22 protein-coding genes and 1 pseudogene are annotated in these 23,021 nt (G+C 63.9%); 13 read left to right on the top strand and 10 right to left on the bottom strand.

All coding sequences use genetic code 11. From position 1 onward, the window contains the following. Positions 1–45 precede the first annotated feature (45 nt). Positions 46–450, bottom strand: a complete 405-nt coding sequence (gene hisE, locus IVA91_RS31115; RefSeq protein WP_247278947.1) for a phosphoribosyl-ATP diphosphatase — start codon at positions 448–450, stop codon at positions 46–48. Positions 451–565: 115 nt separating this feature from the next. Further along, positions 566–934 (bottom strand): hypothetical protein, encoded by a 369-nt coding sequence (locus IVA91_RS31110; RefSeq protein WP_247278948.1) that lies wholly within the window; start codon positions 932–934, stop codon positions 566–568. Positions 935–1,163: 229 nt separating this feature from the next. Here IVA91_RS31110 and IVA91_RS31105 point away from each other — a divergent pair, with 229 nt between their 5' ends. The 8 genes from IVA91_RS31105 (at position 1,164) to IVA91_RS31070 (ending at position 10,940) form a co-directional block, all read left to right on the top strand. Further along, complete coding sequence (locus IVA91_RS31105) at positions 1,164–2,213, top strand: ABC transporter substrate-binding protein (RefSeq protein WP_247449022.1); 1,050 nt, start codon at positions 1,164–1,166, stop codon at positions 2,211–2,213. An 82-nt stretch (positions 2,214–2,295) separates the two neighbouring features. Then, positions 2,296–4,092, top strand: a complete 1,797-nt coding sequence (locus IVA91_RS31100; protein ID WP_247460054.1) for a glucan ABC transporter ATP-binding protein/ permease — start codon at positions 2,296–2,298, stop codon at positions 4,090–4,092. 189 nt (positions 4,093–4,281) lie between these two features. After that, positions 4,282–5,775: a D-alanyl-D-alanine carboxypeptidase family protein gene (locus IVA91_RS31095; protein WP_247278951.1), complete on the top strand. Its 1,494-nt coding sequence runs from the start codon at positions 4,282–4,284 to the stop codon at positions 5,773–5,775. 190 nt (positions 5,776–5,965) lie between these two features. Continuing rightward, positions 5,966–7,651 carry a long-chain fatty acid--CoA ligase gene (locus IVA91_RS31090; RefSeq protein ID WP_247460052.1) on the top strand — a complete coding sequence of 562 codons (1,686 nt, stop codon included), beginning with the start codon at positions 5,966–5,968 and terminating at the stop codon, positions 7,649–7,651. A gap of 14 nt (positions 7,652–7,665) precedes the next feature. Beyond that, positions 7,666–8,220 (top strand): DUF924 family protein, encoded by a 555-nt coding sequence (locus IVA91_RS31085; protein ID WP_247278953.1) that lies wholly within the window; start codon positions 7,666–7,668, stop codon positions 8,218–8,220. A 109-nt stretch (positions 8,221–8,329) separates the two neighbouring features. Further along, positions 8,330–8,815 (top strand): peroxiredoxin, encoded by a 486-nt coding sequence (locus IVA91_RS31080; protein WP_247278954.1) that lies wholly within the window; start codon positions 8,330–8,332, stop codon positions 8,813–8,815. Positions 8,816–8,949: 134 nt separating this feature from the next. Further along, positions 8,950–10,422 (top strand): amidase, encoded by a 1,473-nt coding sequence (locus IVA91_RS31075; protein ID WP_247278955.1) that lies wholly within the window; start codon positions 8,950–8,952, stop codon positions 10,420–10,422. A 164-nt stretch (positions 10,423–10,586) separates the two neighbouring features. Then, positions 10,587–10,940 carry a nuclear transport factor 2 family protein gene (locus IVA91_RS31070; RefSeq protein WP_247278956.1) on the top strand — a complete coding sequence of 118 codons (354 nt, stop codon included), beginning with the start codon at positions 10,587–10,589 and terminating at the stop codon, positions 10,938–10,940. A 142-nt stretch (positions 10,941–11,082) separates the two neighbouring features. Here the strand turns inward: IVA91_RS31070 and IVA91_RS31065 are convergent, their stop codons facing one another. Together IVA91_RS31065 and IVA91_RS31060 are read right to left on the bottom strand one after the other, a co-directional pair. Continuing rightward, complete coding sequence (locus IVA91_RS31065) at positions 11,083–12,171, bottom strand: Zn-dependent alcohol dehydrogenase (protein WP_247278957.1); 1,089 nt, start codon at positions 12,169–12,171, stop codon at positions 11,083–11,085. Positions 12,172–12,239: 68 nt separating this feature from the next. Continuing rightward, entirely contained in the window at positions 12,240–14,024 is a 1,785-nt protein-coding gene (locus IVA91_RS31060; RefSeq protein WP_247278958.1) for an acyl-CoA dehydrogenase family protein, read from the bottom strand. A gap of 222 nt (positions 14,025–14,246) precedes the next feature. On the opposite strand from IVA91_RS31060, the gene IVA91_RS31055 reads away from it, so the two are divergent. Then, positions 14,247–14,948 (top strand): SDR family NAD(P)-dependent oxidoreductase, encoded by a 702-nt coding sequence (locus tag IVA91_RS31055; RefSeq protein WP_247278959.1) that lies wholly within the window; start codon positions 14,247–14,249, stop codon positions 14,946–14,948. A gap of 161 nt (positions 14,949–15,109) precedes the next feature. Continuing rightward, positions 15,110–15,940: an enoyl-CoA hydratase gene (locus tag IVA91_RS31050; RefSeq protein ID WP_247278960.1), complete on the top strand. Its 831-nt coding sequence runs from the start codon at positions 15,110–15,112 to the stop codon at positions 15,938–15,940. Between the two features lie 69 nt (positions 15,941–16,009). Here IVA91_RS31050 and IVA91_RS31045 read toward each other — a convergent pair whose 3' ends face one another. Beyond that, a complete protein-coding gene (locus tag IVA91_RS31045) occupies positions 16,010–16,633 on the bottom strand; it encodes a GNAT family N-acetyltransferase (RefSeq protein ID WP_247278961.1) in 624 nt (207 codons plus the stop codon). A gap of 69 nt (positions 16,634–16,702) precedes the next feature. Continuing rightward, on the bottom strand, positions 16,703–16,906 hold the full coding sequence (locus IVA91_RS31040; RefSeq protein WP_247278962.1) for a DUF1127 domain-containing protein: 204 nt from the start codon (positions 16,904–16,906) through the stop codon (positions 16,703–16,705). A gap of 110 nt (positions 16,907–17,016) precedes the next feature. On the opposite strand from IVA91_RS31040, the gene IVA91_RS31035 reads away from it, so the two are divergent. Both IVA91_RS31035 and IVA91_RS31030 read left to right on the top strand, forming a co-directional pair. Further along, positions 17,017–17,916, top strand: coding sequence for a transcriptional regulator GcvA (locus IVA91_RS31035; RefSeq protein ID WP_247278963.1), 900 nt, complete (start codon positions 17,017–17,019; stop codon positions 17,914–17,916). Positions 17,917–18,060: 144 nt separating this feature from the next. Next, a complete protein-coding gene (locus tag IVA91_RS31030) occupies positions 18,061–19,392 on the top strand; it encodes an MFS transporter (RefSeq protein WP_247460050.1) in 1,332 nt (443 codons plus the stop codon). An 83-nt stretch (positions 19,393–19,475) separates the two neighbouring features. On the opposite strand, the gene IVA91_RS31025 is transcribed toward IVA91_RS31030, so the two are convergent. Genes IVA91_RS31025 through IVA91_RS31015 form a run of 3 tightly spaced genes read right to left on the bottom strand, consistent with a single transcriptional unit; the run spans position 19,476 to position 22,137 of the window. Continuing rightward, positions 19,476–19,889 carry a Rieske (2Fe-2S) protein gene (locus IVA91_RS31025; protein WP_247278965.1) on the bottom strand — a complete coding sequence of 138 codons (414 nt, stop codon included), beginning with the start codon at positions 19,887–19,889 and terminating at the stop codon, positions 19,476–19,478. A 52-nt stretch (positions 19,890–19,941) separates the two neighbouring features. Next, entirely contained in the window at positions 19,942–21,054 is a 1,113-nt protein-coding gene (locus tag IVA91_RS31020; protein WP_247460048.1) for an amidohydrolase family protein, read from the bottom strand. Between the two features lie 24 nt (positions 21,055–21,078). Continuing rightward, positions 21,079–22,137 carry an amidohydrolase family protein gene (locus tag IVA91_RS31015; protein WP_247278967.1) on the bottom strand — a complete coding sequence of 353 codons (1,059 nt, stop codon included), beginning with the start codon at positions 22,135–22,137 and terminating at the stop codon, positions 21,079–21,081. A gap of 178 nt (positions 22,138–22,315) precedes the next feature. Between IVA91_RS31015 and IVA91_RS31010 the strand changes: the two genes are divergently transcribed. Then, positions 22,316–22,798 (top strand): CinA family protein, encoded by a 483-nt coding sequence (locus IVA91_RS31010; protein ID WP_247278968.1) that lies wholly within the window; start codon positions 22,316–22,318, stop codon positions 22,796–22,798. 118 nt (positions 22,799–22,916) lie between these two features. On the opposite strand, the pseudogene IVA91_RS31005 reads toward IVA91_RS31010, so the two are convergent. Next, positions 22,917–23,021: pseudogene (locus IVA91_RS31005) on the bottom strand (IS5/IS1182 family transposase); the annotation flags it as partial.

Raw genomic sequence — 23,021 nt, 5'->3', positions numbered from 1 at the left:
GGACGGATTTGTCCATCGCGAGTTTTGTGACGTTTTCGTCGCGCTTTAGTGGCGCTTTCGCGCGGCACGGCCCTCGATCGCGACAATTGGCCGCCTTGAGGCAATGCGCGGTGACGCAACTTTGGGCAATTTCACCGGTGATTTCGGCAGCTTCTCGGCGATGCCGAGCATGTCTTCACGCCGCGTCATCTCCCGCCAGACGTCCTCGGGACGCACCCCCGCCGACGCCCACAGCACGGTAAGATTGTAGAGCAGATCGGCGCTCTCCCGGATCACGGCCTCGCTATCGCCATTGACCGCATCGATCACGACCTCGATGGCCTCTTCGGCCAGTTTCTTCGCCATTTTGGAAGGGCCGCGCTGAAACAGCCGGGCCGTGCGCGATGTTGCCGGATCAAGATCTCTGGCCGCGAGCACAGCCAGATATAGCCGCTCAAGCGAATCACTCATGGTACTCAAACTACTCTAAAGCAATGGCGAGCGCGTTAACGCCCGGCAATAAAAGCAACGACAGGCCGGCGCAGCAAGCGCGACGGCCTGTCGGCGTTGCGCATAGGGCCGGCGGCTAGTAGCAGTTGGTGTAATAGCCTTGGCCGCAGAACTCGGACGGAGCCGTTCCGCCATAGCGCTGATATTGGTAGTTGGGGCCCGGACCATAATAGGGACCGTAAGCAGGGCGGCTGTAATAGACTGGCCCGCCGTAATAGCCATAACCCGGATCGTAGTCATAGGCATAGGCATCACGGGTGGCGGCAATGGCGAGACCTGTGCCGATGGCGGCCAAAGCTGCAGCTGCGGCCACGCCGCCTCCGCCGCCATGCCAGTGGCGGCCGCCGGCGTATGAAGCGGTCGGAGCAATCGCGGTCAGCGCCAGCGCCGTCGCGGTGGCAAGAACGGCCTTTCGGCCCGCAAACGTGGAGAATCGCTCAAACATATCTTGGGCCCTCCTTTGGGACCTGGAATGGACGCCTGCGGACAGGCTCATGCCTCTCAAACCCGCATAACCTAAGTTGGGTTCCCCAACCCCAACACAAGCTGAACGGGGTTGCGTAACGATGCCGCAATCGCCGCTCATCCGCCGTTCATGTTGGCGCGGAAAGACTGATCGCCAGCCGGCGCTGCGAGCGTCACGAAACCATAACAATGCCGGACCGGCGCAATTGATGTCGGAATTCAAGACGATCGCTCTTCGTTGCCTGCTGGCTCTCTCGATTTCGCTTGCGACACTAATTGCACGCGATGTGAGCGTGGCCGAGACCGTCGCCCCATCCGTTGCAATTCACTTCACCTTCGATCGCCCATTGGACGCGAGCATGGCGCCGTTCTTCCTGGCCGCAAAGGACGGCAGGTTCGGCGCCGAGCATCTCAGCGTGTCCTTCAACACCGCAGCCGGATCGTCGGAAGCCCTCGCGCGCCTCGCCAAGGGCGACAGCGAGCTCGCGCTCGTCGACATCAACGAGCTGATCCGCTTTCGCGACAAAGACCATGCGGCGCCGATCAAGGCCGTGTTCGTGCTGTTCAACCGCGCGCCCTATGCGATCGTCGCGCGCAAGAGCCGCGGCATCCACCTCCTGTCCGATCTCGACGGCAAGACCGTCGGCGTCGCCGACAGCGACCTGTCGATGCGGCTGTGGCCGGCACTGGCGCAGCAGAACGGCATCAATGCATCGCGGGTCAAATTCCACAAGATCAGTGCGGCGGTGCGCGAGCCGATCCTCTCCGCGGGCCAGGTCGATGCGGTCGCCGGCTTCAGTTACCTGTCGGCGGTGAACCTGCGCGACCGCGGCGTGCCCGCGGCCGATCTCGTCGTGCTGCGCTATGCGGATTACGGCTGCGAAGCCTACGGCTTCGCCGTGGTGGTCAATCCCGCCTTCGCCGCAGCAAAGCCGGATGCCGTGAAGGGCTTCGTCCGCGCCTTGATCGCGGGCGTCAACGCAACCGTGATGGAGCCGGGGCGCGCGGCGGAGGAGGCCGCCAGCCGCATCGAGGACGGCGACCGCAACCTGGAGCTGGAGCGCCTGCGCACCGCACTCGCTGACAACATCCTGACCGACGAGGTCAGGCGCAACGGCCTCGGCGGCGTCGACCCGGCGCGCCTCGAGCGCTCGATCGGCCAGGTCGCGCAGGACTTCAAATTCCGCAATCGACCGGCGGCGGCCGAGATCTTCGACGACCAATTCCTGCCGCCGCTGGCCGGACGGGTGATCAACTGAGCAAAACTGAAAGCTTCCGCTGTATCTCGCCGGCATCCCTGCTTAGAATACGAAGTCCGTCGTCGCCGAGTTCCTCGCCCGCATGTCCATCCTCCGTCTCTACACCCGCGTTCTTGAGTTGCTCGGCAAGGAAGCGCGGCTGGGCTGGCTGCTCGCGATTGCCAATCTGCTGCTGGCGGGCTCGCAATTCGCCGAGCCCGTGCTGTTCGGCCGGATCATCGACGTGCTCTCGGGCAAGTCGGTGGCCGGCTCGAACTCGGCCTGGCCGTTCCTGGCCGCCTGGGTCGTGTTCGGGCTGTTCACCATTGCATGCAGCGCGCTCGTGGCCTTGCAGGCCGATCGGCTCTCGCACCGCCAGCGCCAGGCGGTGCTGACCGACTATTTCGAGCACATCCTGCAACTGCCGCTGACCTTCCACTCCGGCACCCATTCGGGCCGGCTGATGAAGGTGATGCTCAACGGCACCGACGCGCTGTGGCGGCTATGGCTCGGCTTCTTCCGCGAGCATTTTGCCGCGATCCTCTCGGTCGTGGTGCTGCTGCCGCTGTCGCTCTACCTGAACTGGCGGCTCGCGATCCTGCTGTTCGTGCTCTGCATTGTCTTCACCGCGCTGACGACCTTCGTGGTGCGCAAGACCTTCGGCATGCAGATGGAGGTCGAGGAGCACTACAGCGAGCTGTCTGCGCGCGCCTCCGATGCGCTCGGCAACGTCGCGCTGGTGCAGAGCTTTGTCCGCGTCGAATCCGAGGTCAAAGGGCTGCGCTCCGTCGCCGACGAGTTGCTGGCCGCGCAGATGCCGGTGCTGTCATGGTGGGCGCTCGTCACCGTCATCACGCGCGCCTCGACCACCATCACGGTGCTCACGATCTTCACCATAGGTATCGCGCTGCACGACCGGGGGCTGACATCCGTCGGCGAGATCGTGATGTTCGTGAGTTTCGCGACGACGCTGATCCAGAGGCTCGAACAGGTCGTGAGCTTCATCAACAACGTGTTCATGGAGGCGCCGCGACTGCGCGAATTCTTCAATGTGCTCGATGCCGTACCCGCCGTGCACGACCGCCCCGACGCGATCGATGCCGGCAGGCTCTCCGGCCTTGTCGAGTTCAACGACGTCACCTTCTCCTATGACGGCAAGCGCCCGGCGGTCGAGGACCTCTCGTTCACGGCGCTGCCCGGCCAGACCATCGCGCTGGTCGGTCCGACCGGCGCCGGCAAGTCGACCGCGATCGCCCTCTTGCACCGTGCCTTCGACCCGCAATCCGGCTTCATCCGGATCGACGGCATGGACGTGCGCGGGATCACGCTAACATCGCTGCGGCGGAACATCGGCGTGGTGTTCCAGGAGGCGCTGCTGTTCAATCGCTCGATTGCGGAGAATCTGCTGGTCGGCAAGCCGGATGCGACCGAAGACGAGATGCGCAAGGCGGCCGAGCGCGCGCAGGCGCTCGACTTCATCGAGCGCAGCGGCGGCTTCGAGACCAATGCCGGCGAACGCGGCCGCATGCTCTCTGGCGGCGAGCGGCAGCGGCTGTCGATCGCCCGCGCGCTGCTGAAAGATCCGCCGATCCTGATCCTGGACGAGGCGACCAGCGCGCTCGACGCCGTCACCGAGGCCAAGGTGAATACCGCTCTCGACGAAGTGATGAAGGGCAGGACCACCTTCGTGATCGCCCACCGCCTATCCACCATCCGCAACGCCACGCGGATCCTGGTGTTCGAGACCGGCCGGGTGATCGAAAGCGGAACTTTCGATGAACTCGTGGCCAAAGGGGGCCATTTCGCCGAGCTCGCCAGGGCCCAGTTCATGGTTCAGGAAAACGCACGAGCCAGCGTGACGGCGGCAGAGACTGCCGCGATCACGGTCAAATCCCCGTAGCAAGTCCCCATAGGACCGTCGAAATTCGGCCTATTTCATTGCGGAATACCGCACCGGTCCCCCTATTCTCGAGGCATCAGCCGGTATAGGTTTGCGACGCCGCAAGCGGCGGCGCTGGATTTCAAAACCGAACATCAGATCACGAGAACCGCCCGGAACCGGGGGGTCTCCAAGGACCGGAATCGGATAGTGCACGCCCTTCGCCCGCTGCTTCGCAAGTCGCTGTTCAACCTGTTCGCTGCGAGCCTCGCATGCGCCGCATTGCTCGCTCCGCGCGCGGCGAGCGCCGAAGCGCTGCTGCTGATCGAGGCCGACAGCGGCAAGGTGTTGCAGGCCGATAATGCGACCATTCCATGGTACCCTGCGTCCGTTACCAAGATCATGACCGCCTATGTGACGCTGAAGGCGGTCAAGGACGGCAGGCTCACGCTCGACACGCTGCTCACGGTGTCGCCGACGGCAGCCTCGCAGTCGCCATCGAAGATGGGTTTCCGCCCGGGAACGCAGCTCACGGTCGACAACGCCCTGAAGATGATGATGGTCAAGTCGGCGAATGACATGGCCGTGGTGCTTGCCGAAGGCGTCGGCGGATCGATCGACGGCTTCTCCGCGATGATGAACGACACCGCGAAGAAGCTCGGCATGACGCAGACGAGCTACGTCAATCCGAACGGCCTGCCCGCCGACGGCCAGATCACGTCCGCGCGCGATCTCGGAATCCTGGCGCGCGCGTTCCTGCGCGACCTGCCGGAATACGAGTACTTCGTGCACATCCCGGCGATCCGCTTCGGCAAGCGCATCACCGGCAATTTCAACAAGCTGATCGGCCGCTATCCCGGCGCCGACGGTTTCAAGACCGGGTTCATCTGCGCCTCCGGCTACAATCTCGTGGCATCGGCCACGCGCAACGGCCGCCGGCTGATCGCGGTGGTGCTGGGCGCCAATTCCGGCACCGCGCGCGCGGTGAAGGCGGCGCAGTTGCTCGAGCGCGGCTTCGCTCAAGACAATCTCACCTGGCTACGACCCTCGCTCGGCACCGTCGACAATCTCGTGCCGGTTGACGCCTCGCCGCCGAACCTGCGCGACGAGATGTGCGGACCCAACCGCAAGCGGCCGGCCAGCGACGACGACGATGCGTTGATCGCGGCCAATGGCGGGGCGACCGGATCGGCCTCGGCCACCGGCGGCGAAGCCCAGGTCACTTTCTTCACGGCCGGCCTTCAGCCGCCCCTGATGAAGGCCTCCGAGTTGATGGCCTCTGCTCCGGCGGCCACGGAGCCCGTGCTGGTCTATACCGGCCCGACCCGCACCGGCACGGCGCTAATCGCCGCGGTCGCGGCCGATGCCGACCAACAGACGGTGGCGAAGCCGCGTGGCAAGAAGTCGCGCGTCGCCAAGAAGCCTGACGCCGCCGCCAAGCCGAAGGACGGGAATAAGGACGCAAGCAAGGAATCCAAGACAGCGGCGGCGAAGCCGGCTGCCAAGCCTGAGGCCAAGAGCGATACCAAGAGCGACGCGAAGGCCGCAGCCAAGCCGGCCGGGACCAAGCATGCCGCAGCGAAGCACGATGCGGCGGCGAAACCCGCCGAGAAACCGGCGGCAAGCGGCGATCAGGCTCCCAAGCCCGCCAAGCCCAAGGCCGCGACCAAGCCTGCCGCCGCCAAGCCGGCCAACAACAGTTAACGGCCACTCGCGGCTGGACCGCGCCCGCACTTCGCACCTGCGGCAGCGCGCTCAGTGAGGATTCCGGTAGCTACTCCCCGACCTTTGCCCTAAGCCTCGACGGCTTGCCACCCGTTCCGGCAGGCTCGATACTGACGGCAACGAGGCAAGCCCGAGACACAACGGGCTCAGTTAGATGAGGGGAGTTTCCATGGAGCGCATCTGGCTCAAGCAATATCCGCCCGGCGTGCCCGCCGATATCGAGCGGACGCAATACGCATCGCTGGTCGACCTGCTGGAGGAGAGCTTCACCAGGTTCGCCGACCGCAAGGCGTTCATTTGCATGGACAAGTCGATCAGCTATCGCGACCTCGACCAGATGTCGGTCGCGCTCGCCGCCTATTTGCAGGGCCGCGGGCTGCAGCGCGGCGCGCGGGTCGCCCTCATGATGCCGAACGTACTGCAATATCCGGTCGCGACCGCCGCCGTGCTGCGCGCCGGTTTCGCGGTGGTCAACGTCAACCCGCTCTATACTCCGCGCGAGCTCGAGCATCAGCTCAAGGATTCCGGCGCCGAGGCCATCATCGTGCTGGAGAATTTCGCCCACACGGTCGAGCAGGTGATCGCGAAGACACAGGTCAAGCACGTCATCGTCGCCAGCATGGGCGACCTGCTCGGCTTCAAGGGCGTGATCGTCAATCTCGTCGTCCGCCGCCTCAAGAAAATGGTACCGGCCTGGTCGCTGCCGGGCGCAGTGTCCTTCAACGACGCGCTCTCCGCCGGCCGCGGCATGACCTTCAGCAAGCCAAAACTCTCGCCGGGCGACGTCGCGTTCCTGCAATATACCGGCGGCACCACCGGCGTCTCCAAGGGCGCCACCCTGCTCCACCGCAACATCGTCGCCAACGTCCTGCAGAACGACGCCTGGCTCCAGCCGGCGCTCGCCGCGCCGCCGCATGTCGATCAGCTCATGATCGTCTGTGCGCTGCCGCTTTATCACATCTTCGCGTTGACGGCCTGCTACCTGCTCGCGGTGCGCGCCGGTGGCTGCAATCTCTTGATCCCCAATCCGCGCGACATCGCCGGTTTCGTCAAGGAGCTGGCCAAATACCAGGTCAACAGCTTCCCGGCCGTGAACACGCTCTACAACGGCCTGATGCATCATCCCGACTTCAAGAAGCTCGACTTCTCCAAGCTGAAGATCTCCAACGGCGGCGGCATGGCGGTGCAGCGCCCCGTCGCCGAGCAGTGGAAGGCGATCACCGGCTGCTTCATCGCCGAAGGCTACGGCCTGTCGGAGACCTCGCCGACGCTGACCTGCAACCCGGCGACGGCAACAGAGTTCTCGGGCACGATCGGCATCCCCGTGCCTTCGACCTGGATCTCGATCCGCGACGACGACGGCAACGAGGTCCCGCTCGGCCAGCCCGGCGAAATCTGCGCCAAGGGTCCGCAGGTGATGTCAGGCTATTGGAACAAGCCGGAGGAGACTGCCAAGGTGATGACCGCTGACGGATTTTTCCGCACCGGCGACATCGGCGTAATGGACGAGAAAGGCTACACCAAGATCGTCGATCGCAAGAAGGACATGATCCTGGTCTCCGGCTTCAACGTCTATCCCAACGAGATCGAGGAAGTCATCGCGACCCATCCTGGCGTGCTCGAATGCGCCGTGATCGGCATCCCCGATTCCAAATCGGGCGAAGCGGTGAAGGCGTTCGTGGTCAAGAAAGACCCCAACCTCACGGCCGAGGACGTGATCAAGTTCTGTCACGAGCAGCTCACCGGCTACAAGGTGCCCAAGCACATCGAATTCCGCACCGACCTGCCGAAGACCAATGTCGGCAAGATCCTGCGCCGGCAGCTCCGCGACGAGAAGAAGGCGGAGGCGGCGTAAGGCCGCTTTCATTCATGCTGGAGGTCGGCGACATCACGCCATCCGACGTTCTCGCCTTCTGGCGCGAGGCCGGCCGCGAGCGCTGGTATGAGCGCAACAACGCTTTCGACGCAGAGGTCAGGCGCCGCTTTCTCGGCCTGTGGCAGAAGGCGGCCGCCGGTGAGCTCGCATCATGGGAGACGAGTGACGAGGGCGCGCTCGCGCTGGTCATCGTGCTCGACCAGTTCCCCCGCAACATGTTCCGCGGCACGCCGCAAGCCTTTGCCAGCGATACGCTTGCGCGCGATGTTGCCCGCCGCGCCATCGAAAGGGGCACAGATCGCAAGGTCGATCCCATCCTGCTCGAATTCCTCTATCTGCCCTTCATGCATTCCGAGCACCTGAGCGACCAGCTGCATTGCGTTGCGCTGTTTCAAAACACCGACAATGCCGAGAACCTGAAATACGCTCGCGAGCACGCCGACATCATCCAGCGTTTCGGCCGCTTCCCCCACCGCAATCGCCTTCTCGGCCGTGACACGACTGTGGAAGAGCAGGCCTTCCTCGACGGCGGCGGTTTTGCAGGCTGATGACATCACGGTGAACGACCGGGGGCCTCGGCGCTTCCGCCGCCCGCAAATATTGTGCAGGCCCGCGCCACGGTCTAAAAGGCGGGACCGATATTCAGGGAGACTGACGATGACCATCCAAGTTGGCGACAAGCTGCCCGAGGCGAAATTCCGTGTGATGACGGCGGAAGGTCCGCAGGTGAAGACCACCGACGATATCTTCAAGGGCAAGAAGGTGGCGCTGTTCGCGGTGCCCGGCGCGTATACCGGCACCTGCCACAAGATGCATCTGCCGAGCATCTTCCTCAACGCGTACGCCATCAAGGACAAGGGCGTCGACACCATCGCCATCGTCTCCGTCAACGATGCCTTCGTCATGAACGCCTGGAAGCGCGACACCGATCAGCGCGACGAGGCCATCTTCCTCGCCGACGGCAATGCCGATTTCACCAAGGCGATCGGCATGGAGCTGGACGCCTCGGCCAACGGCCTCGGCATCCGCTCCAAGCGCTATTCGATGCTGGTCGAGGACGGCGTGGTGAAGAAGCTGAATCTCGAGGCTATGCCCGGCAAGGTCGAGGTCTCCGGCGGCGATACGCTGCTCGGTCAGCTGTAAGGCCCTTTCAGCCTTATCTGATGCTGTCATGCCCCGCCACGGCGGGCATGACAGCGTCAACCGCGATCAAACAGCCGTTGCGGCATTGGGCCAAACTGCGCATCATCCTCCGAAAATAAGAACAGGAGCATGCCTTGGCCAAATCGCAATGGAGTTTCAAGAGCGCAGTCGAGCTGTCGAGCGCGTTGACCGCCAAGAAGGTCTCCGCGGTCGAGCTCACCCGGGACGCGATCGACCGCATCGAACGTCACGACGGCAAGATCAACGCAATTTGCGTGCGCGATTTTGATCGCGCGCTTGTTGCGGCGCGCGAGGCGGACGCCGCATTGGCGCGCGGCGAACGAAAACCGCTGCTGGGCCTGCCCGTCACGGTGAAGGAATCCTTCAACGTCGCCGGCCTGCCCACGACGTGGGGCTGGACCGCGCAGAAGGATTTCAAGCCGGCGGAAGATGCACTGTCGATCACCCGGGTTAAAAACGCCGGCGGCATCATCCTCGGCAAGACCAACGTTCCCGTCGGCTTGGGGGATTGGCAGAGCTACAACGACATCTATGGTGTCACGAACAATCCGTTCGATGTCGGCCGCACCCCCGGCGGCTCATCGGGCGGCTCGTCTGCGGCGCTGGCGGCCGGCTATGGACCGCTCTCGCTCGGCTCCGACATCGGCGGCTCGCTGCGGGTGCCCGCCTTCCATTGCGGGGTCTATGCGCACAAGCCGACCTACAATCTCTGCCCGACGCGCGGCCATACGCCGCCGCCATTTCCCGCCATCCCGATGGAGCGCGACATGGCGGTGATCGGTCCGATGGCGCGGAGTGCGGCCGATCTGCCTCTGCTCCTGGAAGTGATGGCAGGCCCCGATCCGCTGGACCTCGGGATCGGATACAGGCTTGCGTTGCCGGAGGCGCGACATCACACGCTGAAGGATTTCCGTGTGCTCGTGATTGACAGTCACCCGTTGCTGCCCGCGAATGCCGACATTCGCGGCGCGATCGACAAGCTGGCGGGGCAATTGGCGAGCATGGGCGCCAGCGTCGCACGTGAGAGTCCGCTGTTTCCCGATTTTACGGAAGCCTCGCGCCTCTACATGCGCATGCTGATGAGCTTTCTCGGCGCCTTCTTTTCGCCGGACATTCTCGCCGGCGCACGTGCCGGAGCGGCACAGCTCTCACCAGAGGACAAGAGCCTTGCCGCCGAACGGCTGCGCGGCATGACCTGCACGCACCAGGCCTGGGTGTTCGACGAGGGCGCCCGCGCCGGGCTGCGCGCGCAATGGCGGCAATTGTTCCGGACATTCGATGCGGTGATCTGTCCGATCATGCCGACGGCGGCCTATCCGCATGATCATTCGCCCCAGCAGGAGACGCGCCGGATCAATATCGACGGCAAGGACTTTGCCTATCCGGACCAGCTTGCCTGGCCCGGCATCGCCACACTGACGGGCTTGCCCGCAACGGCCATTCCGCTCGGCCTGTCGAAGGACGGCCTGCCGGTGGGCGTGCAGATCATCGGGCCTTTCCTCGAGGATCGCACGCCGCTGAAGCTCGCCGAGCTGATCGAGCGCGAGTTCGGCGGGTTCGTGCCGCCGCCTTTGTTCAATGACTAGTCGCTTTCCGTCATTGCGAGGAGCTCTTGCGACGAAGCAATCCAGACTGTACCCGCAGAGACATTTCTGAATTGCTTCTCTTCGCTCGCAATGACGGCGGAAAAACAACATCGAGATTCCGGGGCTAGCGCTACGGGCATCTCGGATGGCAGGAGAGAGAGGTCATGAGCAACGATCTCGAACAGCTCACCGCGCTCAACCGCGACTATGTCGCTTCGGTCCAGAACTGCGACGTCAAGCGCTTCGACGAGATCCTGGCGCCGGAGTTCTACTGCTCCAATCCCGACAAGACGCTGGTCGATCGCACAGCCTTCCTGGAACAGACGGCGCGGCCGATCGCGATCCGCAATTTGCACGCGCATGACGTCATCATCCGCATCATGGGCGATTTCGCCATCATCCACGCCGAGACGAGCTACACCATGGCGGACGGCCAGTATGCTACCGGACGATATACCGATTGTTGGGCGAAGCAGAACGGCAAGTGGCTGGCGGTGTCGGCGCACGTGTCACGCTGAGTTGGGCACACAGCCGGCATCCTCAGCGCTGTCATGCCCCGCGAAGGCGGAGCATCCGCTACTCCGCGGCGGTCGTTCACGCAAGTTCCGCCGCGGGTGTTGGATCGCGCGGTCAAGGCCGGGCGATGACACAGTCGTTGTGTCAGCTATCGAACACGATCACGCTGCGCAGCGTCTTGCCGGCTTTCATGTTGGCAAAGCCCTCGTTGATCTCGCTTAGCTTCAGCTTGGCCGAGATCCAGTCCTCCAGGTGCAGCCGGCCGCGCAGGTAGAAGTCGACCAGGCGTGGCATGTCGACGCGGAAATGGTTGGAGCCCATCGAGGAGCCCTGGATCTTGCGCTCGCGCAGGAAGTCGAAGCCGTGCAGCTCGATCTTCTGTCCGAACGGGATCATGCCGACGATGGTAGCGGTGCCGCCGGAGGCAAGCATGCCGAACGCCTGCTCGGCGGTTTCCTTGCGGCCGAGCACCTCGAAGGAATGATGCACGCCGCCATTGGTGAGATCGCGCACCTGCTTCACGACGTCACCATCGGCGGGATTGATGATGTCGGTCGCGCCCAGCTTGGTCGCGAGCTGCAGCTTGGCCGGATTGGTGTCGATGGCGATGATGCGGCCGGCGCCGGCGATCTGCGCGCCGTTGATCGCGGCCATGCCGACGCCGCCGCAGCCGATCACCGCCACGGTCTCGCCGGCCGTCACCTTTGCCGTGTTCACCACCGCGCCGTAGCCGGTGATCACGCCGCAGCCGATCAGCGCGGCGAGATCGAGCGGCATTTCCTTCCGGATTTTGACGATCGCGTTCTCGTGCACCAGCATCTGCTCAGCGAACGACGAGAGGTTGAGAAACTGGTGCAGCTTCTCAGGCTTCGCCCACTGCATCCGGTCGGAGACGCCCGGCAGCATCTTCACCGTCGTGTCGGTGCAGAGCACGGTGCGCCCCGTCGTGCAATTGTCGCAAGTGCCGCAGAAGACCGAGAGGCAGGTGACGACGTGATCGCCCGGCTTGACGTAAGTGACGTCGGAGCCGACCTGTTCGACCACGCCGGCGGACTCGTGCCCAAGCACCGCAGGTAGCGGATGCGGATAGAGGCCTTCCATGAAGTGCAGATCGGAATGACAGAGCCCGGCGACTGCGGTGCGGATCAGGACCTCGCGCGGGCCAGGCTTCGGCAGGCTGATGTCCTCGATGACGAGCGGCTGATTGACTTCATAGAGGACGGCGGCCTTCATCGGTGTTTCCTCATGCTGTTTCGTTGAGTGCATTCCTCACCTCTCCCTATGGGAGAGGTGAAAGGAGCCTACGCCGCCAGAAACAGTTCGCCAACCTCACTCATGGTGGCGTCGCGATCGCCGAGCAGCAGCGCGGCGATCTTCTGCTGCACTGGATTTTCCGTCAGCCGGAACGGATCGCTCGGCAGGACGCGATGGTCGATCACGAGCCGCGACAGCAGCAGCCGGCGCGCGTCGCCGCGCATGTCGTGGATGCGATGCGATTCCCAGGCGAGCGCGACGGCGCTCGCGACATGATAGAGCAGGCTGGTGGCGCGCCGCGCATCGGCCTCGTATTCGACCTTGGCCGCGACCTCTCGTGCGAAGCCGACGGCGCGATCGGTGAGGCGGCGCAGATTATCGCGCCAGGCCTGTGGCACGGAGGCGCTGTCGTCGAGCCGGGCATGCAGATCGGCCGCGAGCGCGGACTCCGCGCCATGACGGCCGACCGCGCGCCGCAGCGCATCGATCGCGACAATGTTGCCGGTGCCTTCCCAGACCGAGCCGAGATGCGCATCGCGCAGCAGGCGCGCGGTGGCGAATTCCTCGATATAGCCGATGCCGCCGCGCATCTCGAGCGCATCGCCGCAGACCTTTCGCGCGTCGCGCGTGGCGCGGAACTTCAGCGTCGGCGTGAGAATGCGCAAGAGCGCCGCCGCATCCTGGCTGCCGGCTTCGGCGCGGTCGAGCGCGTCGGCGGTGAGGAAGCTCATCGACAGCGCTTGCTCGACCGGCAGCATGATTTTCAGCATCTGCCGGCGACCGAGCGGCAGGTCGATGATGCGATTGCCGAACACGACGCGGTTCTTCGCGACGGCAAGCGCGTCGTGATAGGCCCGGCGCATCAGCGCGGTGGATTTGACACCATTTGAGAGCCGCGACGAGTTCACCATCTCGGCCATCTGCACGAACCCACGGTCGAGCTTGCCCACTGCGTAGGCGATCGCGCCTTCGAGCTTGATCTCGCCCGAAGCCATCGAGCGGGTGCCGAGCTTGTCCTTGAGACGCACGATCCGGTAGCTGTTTTGCGAGCCGTCGTCGAGGAAGCGCGGCATCAAGAACAGGCCTACGCCGCGCGTGCCCGGGCCGGCGCCTTCAGGACGCGCCAGCAGCATCACGATCTTGGCGTCGGCGTTCGAGCAGAACCATTTTTCGCCGTAGAGGCGCCAATGGTCGCCTTCCTGCACCGCGCGGGTCGTCAGCGTGCCGACGTCGGAGCCGCCTTCTTTCTCGGTCATGAACTGGCCGCCCTGGGTCAGCTTGCTCATGTCGGTCTGGGTCAGGCCATCCAGATATTTCGCCTTCAGCGCTTCACTGCCGAAATTCGCCAACAGTTTTGCGCAGCCGTCGGTGACGTTGATCGGGCAGCCCATGCCGAATTCGGTCTGGTTGAACAGGAAGGTGAAGGCGTGCTTGGCCACCACGGGATATTTGTCCGGCCAGCCCATGATGCCCTTGCGGATCGAGAGCGCGTGGATGCCGAATTCGCCGAACGCGGCCTTCTCCAGCTCGCGATAGGCCGGATGATACTCGATCCATTGTATGTCGCGGCCGAACTTGTCGCGCTGATGCAGGATGGGCGTGTGCCGGTCGGCAAGCCGCGCGCATTCGTCGAGCTGGCCGCCGGCGAGTTCGCCGAGGCGATCGAGATGCGGCTCGATATGGCGGAACAGCGTGTCCGGCAGATGGATGCGCAAGAGGTCCGTCAGTCCGGGATCGGCGCGGTAGAAATTCATGCCAGTGGTATCGGGTGCCAGCAGGCCGGACGGCTCGACCGCGATACGTGTTGGCGGCGCTGGGATGGGCTTGTGCATGATCGTCCTCTCGTTTCCGCCCGCCGGCAATTTTTTGCGCTTGCCGCTTGGGATGATGTCGATCATGCTCCAGAGGCGAATGCGGATAAAGCCGCAAATCGTCAGGGAGGCATGATCGCCGTGAGGGAGCAATTCACTCTGCGGAATTGTGACCGCCCCCGGCTGGTCGTCCGCGCAGACCATGCTTAGATCAACGGCTCCTTGTCTGCGAGAGATCACGCCATGGAACACCCAAAATACAGGATCGCGCTCATTGTCGGCGCCGGCGAAGGATTGAGCGCCTCGCTGGCAAGGCTCCTTGCGGCCCAGAACATCCGCGTCGCCCTTGCCGCGCGCAAGATCGAGAAGCTGGGCGCGCTCTGCACCGAGACCGGGGCCAAAGCCTATGCCTGCAACGCCACGGAGCCAGAGGAGGTTGAGCGATTGTTCGGCCTGGTCGAGCGCGAGATCGGCACGCCCGATCTCGTCGTCTACAACGCCAGCGGGCGCACGCGCGGACCGCTCGTCGATCTGGTCCCTGCCGATGTCGCGCACGCTATCGCGGTCAGCGCTTATGGCGGCTTCCTGGTGGCGCAACAGGCGGCCAAGCGTATGCTGCCGAACAGGCACGGCGCGATCCTGTTCACCGGCGCCTCCGCCAGCGTCAAGGGCTATGCGCAGTCGGCATCGTTTGCGATGGGCAAGTTCGCGCTGCGCGGTCTCGCACAGAGCATGGCGCGCGAATTGTCGCCGCAGGGCATCCATGTCGCGCATTTCGTCATCGACGGCGCTATCCGCAGCGCGACGCGGACCGAGCCGGCCGACAAGCCGGACTCGATGCTCGACCCTGACGCCATCGCGCAGAGCTATTGGAACGTGTTGCAGCAGCCGCGCAGCGCCTGGAGCTGGGAGCTGGAGCTGCGGCCATGGGTTGAGACGTTTTGAGGCGCTGTTTTGAGGCAATAACGTCACAACAATCGTCATTGCGAGCGAAGCGAAGCAATCGAGATATCTTCGCGGAGACAAACTGGATTGCTTCGTCGCCAGCGCAGACTTGCTTCGCAATTTGTCGCGGGCTGCTCGCCATGACGAAGAGAGGGAGCGACATGACCACGGAAACCACCATCGATACCGGTACCAACGAGCTGCTCTGCGTCATCCGCGAGCGCGTCGCTGTCATCACGCTGAACCGGCCGGAGGCGCGCAACTCGCTGTCCGATACGTTAACGCCGGCGCTGCGCACGATGATCCGGAGCTGCGGCGAGAACCCTGATGTCGGCGCACTGCTGCTCACCGGCGCAGGCGAAGCGTTCTGCGCCGGCGGCAACGTCAAGGGCATGGGTGCGCATCGCGATTCAAAGAAGCTGGAGATGTCGCTTGAGGATCGCATCGCCGATCTCCAGGAGCGGCAGCGCCTGCTCACCGGCGCGCTGGTGTCGGTGCGCAAGCCCACCATCGCCGCCCTACCCGGCCCCGCAGTCGGCGCCGGGCTTGCCATCGCCATGGCCTGCGACATCCGCATCGCCGCGCAATCTGCGTTCGTTGTCACCGGCTACGCCCGCATCGCGCTCAGCGGTGATTACGGCATCGCCTGGCTGCTGACCCGGCTAGTCGGCACCGCGCGGGCACGCGAATTGATGTTCACCGGCGATCGCGTCGATGCCGCGCGTTGCGAGGCGATCGGCCTCGTCAATCGCGTCGTGCCCGACGACTTGCTGCAAGCCGAGGCTTTCGCGCTGGCCAAATCGCTCGCCGAAGGCCCTCGCCTCGCGCTGCGCTACATGAAGGACAATCTCGACGAGGCCCTGCTCTTCGACTTCGAGACCGCGCGCGACCACGAGGCCGAGCGGCTGGTGCGCCTCACCGCGACCGCCGATCACAAGGAGGCCGTGCAGGCCTTCATCGAGAAGCGCAAGGCGGTGTTCACGGGGAAGTAGGCCGAAGGAGACTGCGTGAAGGCAAAAAAATGCCCGGCTCTGGCTTCGCCAGGCCGGGCTCGGAGTGTATCAAGCCGAGGCTGAGGGGCTGTCGGCCTGACGGGAAAGAGCGGCGAGGCGCCAGCTCGCACAGGGAATGTCTTTCGGTGCGACCGCGATCTTCTTGTCGAAGCGCACCAGCTTCCAGTCGTCGGGATGATTGACGAAAGCGAAGCCGGATTTGCGGGCGAGCGAGATCATGGTTTCGTTGGAGCGCAGCGTTTCGCCAAAGATGTGCTCGGCGCCCAGCGCAGCGGCGCGGCATTCCAGGTTCTTCAGAAGCGCAGTGGCGATCCCGTGACCGTGCCAGCGGTCGTCGACCGACAGGCCGAACTCGACCGCTGCGGTCTCGGCATGGAGCGCATAGCGCATTTCGGCGACGATAGTCTCGAAGCCGTCGACCATCATGGTCGCGACCACGGTGAAGCGCTCGCGCTCTCCGACATCGAGGAAATCGTGCAGGAGCCCCTTCGGTAATTCGCTGATCGCGCCGAAGAAACGGTTGTAGCGGGACCGCGTCGAGAGCGACCGGAAATAGTGCTGGAGCTCCTCAGTGTCGCGCGGCTCGACGAAGCGAAGCTTGAACGTCTCACCTTCCCGGGTGCGCAGCGTATCGGAATATTGCCTCAGGTCTTCCAGACGAAGCGTACTCATGACACATGCCGCAAAGGGAAAGGGACCGCCGGCGCCCCTGTGATCAGGCGGCGCCGGCCTGGCGGCCGATCAGGCCCGCCAGAAGGGTTTGTCGGCTTCATAAGCCACATCGCTCCAAGTCAGGCCGACGTCCTGCAGATCACGCGCAGTCCAGTTGGTGAGTTCGCGCCGGGTCCGGTAGCGTTCGTGCCAGATATGGAGGGTGTCGCCGATCTGGTGAATCAGGCTCGGCGCATGATGATTTGTCATCGAATTTTGGGTCAAGGTAGACATCTTCAGCTCCTGGAGCTAACCTGACCGCTAATATCTGCTTGCTGCTGCGCCGCGACAAACGACAATTTGTACCTTTTCGCATGAAATAACGTCATGCACCCTGGTGCCAAATGACTGCCAGATTGCCATCCCTGAACGGATTGCGAGCGTTCGAGGCCGCCGCGCGCCATCTCAGTTTCACGCTGGCGGCGACCGAACTGAACGTGACCCAGACCGCGATCAGCCATCAGATCCGAAGGCTGGAGGAGGAACTCGGCATCCGCCTGTTCGTCCGGCAGAACCGCGCGCTGACGCTGACGCCGGAAGCGCGTGACTATTTGCCGGGCGTCCGCGCTGCCTTCAACGATCTCCGGCTCGCCACCGACCGGTTGCTGCGCAAGGACGACGACAAGGTGCTGACCGTGTCGACGCTGGCTTCGCTTGCCGCCAAATGGCTGCTGCCACGGCTGACCGATTTCCAGGAGCAGCACCCCGGTATCGACGTCCGTATCACCACCTCGACCAGTCTTGTCGACTTCCAGCGCGACGACGTCGATGCCGCGATCCGCTACGGCCGCGGCCAGTGGCCGGGCTTGCGCGCCGATTGGCTGATGGCGGACGAGCTGTTTCCGGTGTGCAGTCCCTCCCTGCTGCGCGGCGACAAGCCGCTACGCCGCCCCGAAGACCTGCGAAACCATTCGCTGCTGCACACCTCGAACGCCAACAGCGACGACTGGCGGCTGTGGCTGACGGCGGCGGGCCTGCCAGCCGATATCGCCAGGCAGCCTGGTATCACTTTCGACATGATCTTCATGACCATCCAGGCCGCGATCGACGGCATCGGCGTCGCGATGGGCCGGACCTCCTACGTTCAGGACGACATCGCCAAGGGCCGCCTCGTGGTGCCCTTCAAGATCGCGCTGCCGGCCGATGCCGGCTTCTACCTGGTCTCGCCGGAGGGCCGCCGCGAAGCGCCGAAATTGACCGCGTTCCGGGACTGGATGATCGCCGCAACGCAAAACAAGGCCTGAAAAATCATCAGCTTCCCCGGCAAAACCGATTGACTCGCCTCCCACCCTGCGGGAAGGGGTATGACAGATTGTCGCAGCATCAATCTGTCGCCTTGCCGTGAAGACGAGTTCCGGCCGGCCACGCTTTTCCAAGGGGAGACCGCAATGGCTGGATCAGCCGCATCGACCAATCCACCCGCAATCAAGTCGCGGATCGGCGCAATCCTGCGTGCCACCTCCGGCAATTTCCTCGAGCAGTTCGACTTTTTCCTGTTCGGTTTCTACGCCGCCGCGATCGGCAAGGCGTTCTTTCCCTCCGGCGATGAAACGGCGTCGCTGCTCAACACCTTCGGCGTGTTCTGGCTCGGCGCCTTGATGCGCCCCGTCGGCGCGATCGTGCTCGGCGCATACATCGACCGCATCGGCCGCCGCCAGGGCCTGATCGTCACGCTCGGCATCATGGCCTTCGGCACCGTCGTCATCGCGTTCTGCCCGAGCTACGCGACGATCGGTATCGCGGCGCCCGTCATCGTGCTGATCGGCCGCCTGCTGCAAGGCTTCTCCGCCGGAGTCGAGCTCGGCGGCGTGTCGGTGTATCTTGCGGAAATCGCAACGCCCGGCAATCGCGGCTTCTACACCTCGTTCCAATCGTCGAGCCAGCAGGTCGCGATCTTCATGGCTTCGATCCTCGGCTTTATCCTCTCCGAAATGATGCCGGCCGACACCGTCGCCGCTTGGGGCTGGCGCATTCCCTTCTTTGTCGGCTGCCTGATCATTCCGCTGATCTTCGTCCTGCGGCGGACGCTGGAGGAGACGCCAGCCTTCCTCGCCATGAAGAAGCACCCGACGGCCAGCGAGGTGTTCGCCTCCGCGCTCGCCAACTGGCGCATCGTCATGCTCGGCATGATGATCGCGATCCTGACCACCACGACGTTCTATTTCGTCACGGTCTACACGCCGACCTTCGGCAAGACCGTGCTAAAGCTGTCGACACAGGACGCGTTGCTGGTCACGCTGCTCGTGGCAGTCACCAACTTCATCTGGAATCCGGTCGGCGGTGCGCTGTCCGATCGCATCGGCCGCAAGCCGGTGCTGCTCGCCATCGCCGGCCTCTCGCTCGTCACCGCCTATCCTGCGCTGCACTGGCTGGTGGCGGCGCCGACTTTCGGCAAGCTGCTCGCGGTTGAGATGATGTTTTCGTTCTATTTCGGCGTCTACAGCGGCACCATGCTCGGTGCTCTCGTCGAGATCGTGCCGGCGCATGTGCGCACCACCTGCTTCTCGCTTGCGTTCGCGCTCGCCGCCGCGCTGTTCGGCACCTTCACGCCGCTCGCTTCGACCTGGTTGATCGAGCGGACCGGCGACAAGGCTTCGCCCGGCTTCTGGCTGATCTTCGCAGCCCTCCTCGGCATCATCGCGGCGTCGACGGTGTATCGCGGCGGCGGCAAGGCAGTACCGACATACGATGCGGTGCCGGAGCCAGTGGCGGGACACTGACGGTCACTCCGGAGGCACGCTCCTTCACCTCTCCCGTAAAAACGGGGCGAAGGAGCACGTCTCCGCTGCGGTTGCAGTTCGAGCTACAATTCCACCACCACGTAGTCGCTCTCGACCTTCACCGGGATAGTCTCCGCGACATACGGCCCCTTCACCACGGTCGCGCCCGGCTCGACATGGGCCGGATAGGCCTTCACGCGGAAGCGGCGAGGATCGCAATAGGACTGGCCGGTGCGGATGTCGAACTCCCAGCCGTGCCAGGGGCAGCGGATGATCTCGCCGAGTTTCGTATATTGGATCTCGCCGGGATCCTTCGATTGCGCGAGGCCGATCAGCGGGCCCTCGCACAGCGCCGCGCCTTGATGGGGGCAGCGGTTCATCAGGCCGAAATACTCGCCCTTGACGTTGAACACCGCGATCGGCCGTCCGTCGATCTCCAGTAATTTTCGCGTGCCCGGCGGAAGCTCGTCGACCGCGGCAATCACATGACGCGCCATATCTGTGTTTTCCGCATGATCTTATCGAAAAACCGCTTCACACTTTTTCGGATCATGCGGCTAGTCCGTAGAGCTTCTTGGCATTGCCTAGATAGAATGCCTCGCGATTGGCTTCGCTGACGCCGGCCGGCAGCACGCGCGAGGGCTCATCATAGTCCCAATGCGGATAGTCGGTCGCAAACAGGAGGCGATCCCAGCCGATCCAGTTGATGACGTCGAACAGCTCCTCGCGGCACTCCGGGTCCTCCATCGGCTGCGTTGTCCACCACACCTGCTCGCGGATATATTCCGACGGCGGCCGCTTCACATGTGGCACCTCACTGCGCAGCCGCTGCCAAGCCTTGTCGAGCCGCCACGCCAGCGACGGCGCCCAGCCGAAGCCGGCTTCGATCATCACCATCTTCAGTTTCGGGAACCGCTCGAACACACCTTTCAAAACCAGACTCGCGAGCGCCGATTGCTGGCACTGCGAATGTCCCACCATCTCCTCGATGTAGTAAGAAGGCCAGCCCGACGGCGTGATCGGATTGCCGCCGAAGCCGAAGGCGTGCACGCCGACGGGAAGGCCGGCTTCTTCTGCGGCTTGATAGATCGGCCAGTAGCGGCGCTGCCCGAGCGGCTCGACGTTGCGGCTGAGCAGCAGCACCTGAACGAAATTCTTGTCGCCGGCACGTTCGCGGATTTCGGCGGCGGCCGACAGCCCATCTTCATTGCCGACGACAATCGAGGCCTTTAGGCGCTTGTCCTTGCTGGTCCATTTGTCGATCTGCCAGTCGTTGATCGCCGAGCACAGTGCGGCCGAGAGTTCGTGATTGCGGATGCCTTGGCCGGTGTTGAGCGGATTGAGCACGCCGAGCTGCACGTTGTTGGGGTCGAGCAGTTGCTTCTGCATGAAAGACAACGAAGAGCCCTGCGGGCCGCCTTCCGGCGGATAGGCGTCGCGGCGCGAGGCGTTGGGCTGGGCCTTCGGATAGGGCGGGCCTTCCATCATGCCCTGATAGGCGTGGACGCCATAGATGTCGAGGTGATGCTGCCAGCGTTTGGCGAGGTAGGGATAAAGCTCGGTGTGGGTGGCGCGGGCCGGATGGATGTCGCAATCCGCGATCGCGGTCTTCGCAGTCAGTGGGGAAGCAGCTTCTGGACTTTCGCGAAACTGGATATTCATCGCCTTGCCTCCTTTGGCAGCGGGCTAAGTCAGGCGGGGATACGTCGCATACGGATTGTCGATCATGATCTTGCGCACGAGATCGGGGGACAGACCTTCGGGCAGCGCGTCCTGGCCGTCAAACTGCCAGTGCGGATAGTCCGTGGAGAATAGGACCAATTCGTCCGACTGCATATGATCAAACAGGCGAATTAATGTCTCCGGTTCCGGCGGCGCATCAAAGGGCTGTAACGAGAAGCGAATGTTGCTGCGCACAATCTCCAGCGGCGCGCGATCGACCCAGGGCGTCTCCATCCGCACCCCGCGCCAGAACTTGTGCAGGCGCCAGAGATAGGGGGCAATCCAGGAGACGCCGGACTCCAGCATCACCATTTTCAGCCGCGGATATTTGGCGAACACGCCCTCGACGATCAGGCTGGTGAGCTGGGTCTGGAACGCCTGGGCCTGACCGACATAATCCTCGATGTGATAAGACCCCCACCCCACAGCAGTGGGCGGATTGTGGTAGGCGGAACCGGCGTGGACGCCGACCGGGAGTTCCAGCCGCTCCGCAGCTTCATAGATCGGCCACAGCGCACGCTTGCCGAGCGGTATGTCGCCCATGACCAGCATGAGCACCTGCACGAAGCGGCGATCTTGCGCGCAGCGCTCGATCTCGGCGACCGCTTTCTCGACGCTTTGCGTGGGGATCACGATCGAGCCGCGCAGGCGCGGATCGCGATCGAGCCACTCCTTCACGAGCCAGTCGTTCAGTGCGCGGCAGAAGGCCGCCTGCATGTCCTCGGAGAACACCATCTGCACGCCGTACAGAGGATTGCAAATGGCGAGCTTGAGCTGGAAAGGATCGAGCACGTGGCGCTGCATATCCTGCAGGCTTTCGCCGGGCTTACCTTTCTCGGGGCGCCAATCGGGCCGCGCCACGATCGGCGAGTTCTGCGGATAGGATTGCGAGACGAGATCGACCATGCCGCGCGTCGTCACCTGATCGCGCCAATAATCGTTCAGGTACGGCAGCAGACTGGTCAGATGCGGCACGGCGGGATGCACGTCGCAATCGACAGCGCCGGCGATCAGGGACGCCATGACATCTCCTTCACGTTTCCCTGTGGAGTTCTTAATCTCGTCTTCTCGCGGGCAGCGCCTAGCCGCTCCGCTTTGTCTCCGCCATTCAAGCAGGCCTGCCCGCCGCCTGCAACTCGGCCAATGCTTCCGTCTATGCTAGCAAGGCTGAGCACAGTTGCGAGGATCAGAGGTGAAGGACATGAAAGAACTCGTCGGCATTGCGGAACAGGTCGCGGCCAAACTGATCGCGCGCAAACAGACGATTGCGGTGGCAGAATCCTCGGCCGGTGGCCTGATCTCGGCCAGCCTGCTCGCCGTGCCCGGCGCGTCCGCCTATTTCCTCGGTGGGGCCGTGGTCTACACGCGCGACGCGAGGCGCGTGCTGATGGATATTTCGGACGACGGCATGAAGGGCTTTCGATCCTCATCGGAGCCCTACGCGAAACTGCTTGCCGAGCGGATGCGAACGCGCTTCGGGTGCGACTGGGGCCTGTCCGAAACCGGCGCCGCCGGTCCCACCGGCAACCGCTACGGCGACGCCGCCGGCCATAGCTGCATGGCGGTGGCGGGCCCTACGGCAGAGGTGATGACGCTGGAGACGGGCAGCAACGACCGGTTCGGCAACATGCAGGTGTTCGCGGCAGCGGCGCTGAGGTTGTTGCTGAAGAAGCTGCAAGCCTGACGCAAGGTAGGGCGATCGCATATGACTTTTGGAGGCGCCTGAGCGCACGCCTCGTCCTTCGAGACGACCGCTTCCAGCGATCTCCTCAGAGCCTGACTCAAAAAGCGCGTGGACGCTATCAAGGTCTGGCTAGACGGCGAATTAGGAGCCTTAGATGGGCGGCGAGCAGCCAAGCGAGCTCGGTAGCGGCAGAGCGTTCGAAGTCTTTGGAGAGGCGCCGGCA

The organism is Bradyrhizobium sp. 153, assembly GCF_023073835.1.
Taxonomy (GTDB): Bacteria; Pseudomonadota; Alphaproteobacteria; order Rhizobiales; family Xanthobacteraceae; genus Bradyrhizobium.
The sequence above is the reverse complement of the archived record's forward strand: the minus strand, read 5'-3'. Positions and strand labels throughout refer to the sequence as shown.

Bases quoted from the DNA above. Each gene is read 5' to 3' on its own strand.
- IVA91_RS31015 (WP_247278967.1), bottom strand. From the start codon at position 22,137: ATGGCGTCCCTGATCGCCGGCGCTGTCGATTGCGACGTGCATCCCGCC.
- IVA91_RS31025 (WP_247278965.1), bottom strand. From the start codon at position 19,889: ATGGCGCGTCATGTGATTGCCGCGGTCGACGAGCTTCCGCCGGGCACG.
- IVA91_RS31090 (WP_247460052.1), top strand. From the start codon at position 5,966: ATGGAGCGCATCTGGCTCAAGCAATATCCGCCCGGCGTGCCCGCCGAT.
- IVA91_RS31040 (WP_247278962.1), bottom strand. From the start codon at position 16,906: ATGTCTACCTTGACCCAAAATTCGATGACAAATCATCATGCGCCGAGC.
- IVA91_RS31080 (WP_247278954.1), top strand. From the start codon at position 8,330: ATGACCATCCAAGTTGGCGACAAGCTGCCCGAGGCGAAATTCCGTGTG.
- IVA91_RS31100 (WP_247460054.1), top strand. From the start codon at position 2,296: ATGTCCATCCTCCGTCTCTACACCCGCGTTCTTGAGTTGCTCGGCAAG.
- IVA91_RS31010 (WP_247278968.1), top strand. From the start codon at position 22,316: ATGAAAGAACTCGTCGGCATTGCGGAACAGGTCGCGGCCAAACTGATC.
- IVA91_RS31045 (WP_247278961.1), bottom strand. From the start codon at position 16,633: ATGAGTACGCTTCGTCTGGAAGACCTGAGGCAATATTCCGATACGCTG.
- IVA91_RS31030 (WP_247460050.1), top strand. From the start codon at position 18,061: ATGGCTGGATCAGCCGCATCGACCAATCCACCCGCAATCAAGTCGCGG.
- hisE (WP_247278947.1), bottom strand. From the start codon at position 450: ATGAGTGATTCGCTTGAGCGGCTATATCTGGCTGTGCTCGCGGCCAGA.
- IVA91_RS31055 (WP_247278959.1), top strand. From the start codon at position 14,247: ATGGAACACCCAAAATACAGGATCGCGCTCATTGTCGGCGCCGGCGAA.
- IVA91_RS31085 (WP_247278953.1), top strand. From the start codon at position 7,666: ATGCTGGAGGTCGGCGACATCACGCCATCCGACGTTCTCGCCTTCTGG.
- IVA91_RS31035 (WP_247278963.1), top strand. From the start codon at position 17,017: ATGACTGCCAGATTGCCATCCCTGAACGGATTGCGAGCGTTCGAGGCC.
- IVA91_RS31110 (WP_247278948.1), bottom strand. From the start codon at position 934: ATGTTTGAGCGATTCTCCACGTTTGCGGGCCGAAAGGCCGTTCTTGCC.
- IVA91_RS31105 (WP_247449022.1), top strand. From the start codon at position 1,164: ATGTCGGAATTCAAGACGATCGCTCTTCGTTGCCTGCTGGCTCTCTCG.
- IVA91_RS31070 (WP_247278956.1), top strand. From the start codon at position 10,587: ATGAGCAACGATCTCGAACAGCTCACCGCGCTCAACCGCGACTATGTC.
- IVA91_RS31020 (WP_247460048.1), bottom strand. From the start codon at position 21,054: ATGAATATCCAGTTTCGCGAAAGTCCAGAAGCTGCTTCCCCACTGACT.
- IVA91_RS31050 (WP_247278960.1), top strand. From the start codon at position 15,110: ATGACCACGGAAACCACCATCGATACCGGTACCAACGAGCTGCTCTGC.
- IVA91_RS31065 (WP_247278957.1), bottom strand. From the start codon at position 12,171: ATGAAGGCCGCCGTCCTCTATGAAGTCAATCAGCCGCTCGTCATCGAG.
- IVA91_RS31060 (WP_247278958.1), bottom strand. From the start codon at position 14,024: ATGCACAAGCCCATCCCAGCGCCGCCAACACGTATCGCGGTCGAGCCG.